Annotated in this window: 2 protein-coding genes and 2 riboswitches; both genes read left to right on the top strand. The window is 79.5% G+C overall.

Annotated elements, in window-relative coordinates:
* Nucleotides 1–207: 207 nt before the first annotated feature.
* A riboswitch (SAM riboswitch) is annotated at nucleotides 208–322 on the bottom strand.
* Between the two features lie 224 nt (nucleotides 323–546).
* Nucleotides 547–650, top strand: a riboswitch (SAM riboswitch).
* A 41-nt stretch (nucleotides 651–691) separates the two neighbouring features.
* Entirely contained in the window at nucleotides 692–1,264 is a 573-nt protein-coding gene (locus tag MHY85_RS20875) for an NAD(P)H-dependent oxidoreductase (RefSeq protein WP_239200363.1), read from the top strand.
* On the top strand, nucleotides 1,261–1,818 hold the full coding sequence (locus MHY85_RS20870) for a flavin reductase family protein (RefSeq protein ID WP_239200361.1): 558 nt from the start codon (nucleotides 1,261–1,263) through the stop codon (nucleotides 1,816–1,818). The genes MHY85_RS20875 and MHY85_RS20870 overlap by 4 nt, the downstream gene beginning before the upstream one ends.
* Nucleotides 1,819–1,949: the final 131 nt, after the last annotated feature.

Here is a 1,949-nt window from a genome sequence, read left to right as displayed (position 1 = left end):
GGGCAGGGAGCGTCCGGCGCGGCTCACGCCCCGCGGCGTGCCGGGGTCACCCGCCCCGCCCGGGGCGGGGCGGCCGGCGGGCCGTCAGCGACGACAGCGACAGCGCCGCGACGTGGCGGCGCGGGGCAGGGCGGGTGCCGAGGGCGCCCACGGCGCCTGCACGGTCCGGCTCATGCGTTCTCCTCGTGTGCCCCCGCCCGGCGGGCGGGTCCGCGTGTTGTCCGTCGCCGGCCGGCGGCGGACCTGGTCCTCACCCGGGGCACCCACCCGCGCGGGGGGTTGCCGTCCGACCAGCCGGGGCTTCGCGTCGGAGCTCATGACCACCCGGTGCGTCCCGGGGGCGCCCTGCGGCGCGCCCCGGTGGCGAACCGGTGCCCGGAACCTACGAACCGAGCCGGGGGCCGTCAACGGTCGGGCCGCCGCGTCTCGCATGCCGGAGCGATGTCACGGGACCTCGGTCCCAGGCGTTCGCACCGTCCCGGATGGTGAGAACTCCCCCGCCGGTGCGCACGGGCCGGCCGCCCGGGTGCTAGACCTCCGCCCCGAGGTCACGAGTCCCAGCGCCAAGCCCCGGCTGGCTGGGCAGCAACCCCACGTCACGGCGGGGTGCTCCGGGAGATGACCTGGCCGTCGGCCGGCACGCGCCGCTCCGCCGCACGGCAACCGTGATCGACCCCCTTGCGAGGCCACCATGTCGTCCCCGTCCGTCGTCGTCGTCTCCGGGAACCCGCGCGCCGGGTCCCGCACCCTGGCCGCCGCGCGCGCCGCGGCCGAGCGCCTGGCCGCGCTCCTGCCCGGCGACCCCGCCCCCGTCGAGGTCGTCGACCTCGCCCTGCTGGCGGGCGAGCTGCTCGCCCCGGTCCACCCCGCCGCGGACGCCGCCCTCGCGCGGCTCGCGTCGGCCGACCTCGCGGTGATCGCGACGCCCGTCTACAAGGCGTCGTACACCGGGCTGCTCAAGGCGTTCCTCGACCTGTCCGGGGCGGACGGCCTCGCCGGGGTCGTCGCCGTGCCGCTGGTCGTGTCCGGCAGCCCGGCGCACGCGCTGGCCGGCGAGGTGCACCTGCGGCCGGTGCTCGTCGAGCTCGGCGCCGTGGTCCCGGCACGGTCGCTGACCCTGACCGAGGCGCAGCTCGGCGACCTCGGCCCGGCGCTGGACGCGTGGCTCGACCGCGCCGCCGAGCCGCTGCGCCGCGCACTGGGCCCGGCCGCCGCCGCGCCCGCCGTCGCACCCGCCGCCGACCTGGCGGGGGCCGCCCGGTGACCGCCGAGCGCACCGACCTCGGCCCCCTCGAACGGCTGCTGGCGGAGCAGGACGAGCCGCAGCTCGGCCCGCAGGAGTTCAAGCAGGTGTTCCGCCGGCACCCCGCGGGCGTCGCCGTCGTCGCGCTGCGGCACGGGGGGCGGCCGGTCGGGTTCACCGCCACGTCGGTCATCTCGGTGTCGGCCGCGCCGCCGCTGCTCGCCTTCTCGCTGGCGTCCACGTCGTCGTCCTGGCCCGCGGTGTCCGCGGCACCCACGGTGGCCGTGAGCTTCCTGGCCGACCACCAGGACGACGTCTCCGCCCGGTTCGCCACCAGCGGGCTGGACCGGTTCGCCGCCGGCGGCTGGACGTCGCTGCCCACCGGCGAGCCCGTCATCGACGGCGCGGTGTCGTGGGTGCGCGCGCGGGTGGTGCAGCGCACGCCGGTCGGCGACTCGTACCTGGTGTCGCTGCGCGCGCTGGCCGCCGGGGTCCCGGCGGGCGCCGCCGAGCCGTCGCCGCTCGTGTACCACGACCGCACCTACCACCGGATCGGCGCGCACACCGCGCTCTGACGCGCCCGCGCCGCCCGCGCCGCCGCGACGTCGGCGCCGCCGACGTCGCGGCCGCGCGGGCGGCGGCGCGCGCGGTCGCGGTCGGCGCGCTGGGCGTCGGCGAGGTGGAGGGGGCGCTCGACGCGGGTGGC

The organism is Cellulomonas sp. ACRRI (genome assembly GCF_022346185.1).
GTDB lineage: Bacteria > Actinomycetota > Actinomycetes > Actinomycetales > Cellulomonadaceae > Cellulomonas.
The sequence above is the reverse complement of the archived record's forward strand: the minus strand, read 5'-3'. Positions and strand labels throughout refer to the sequence as shown.

Bases quoted from the DNA above. Each gene is read 5' to 3' on its own strand.
- MHY85_RS20875 (WP_239200363.1), top strand. From the start codon at position 692: ATGTCGTCCCCGTCCGTCGTCGTCGTCTCCGGGAACCCGCGCGCCGGG.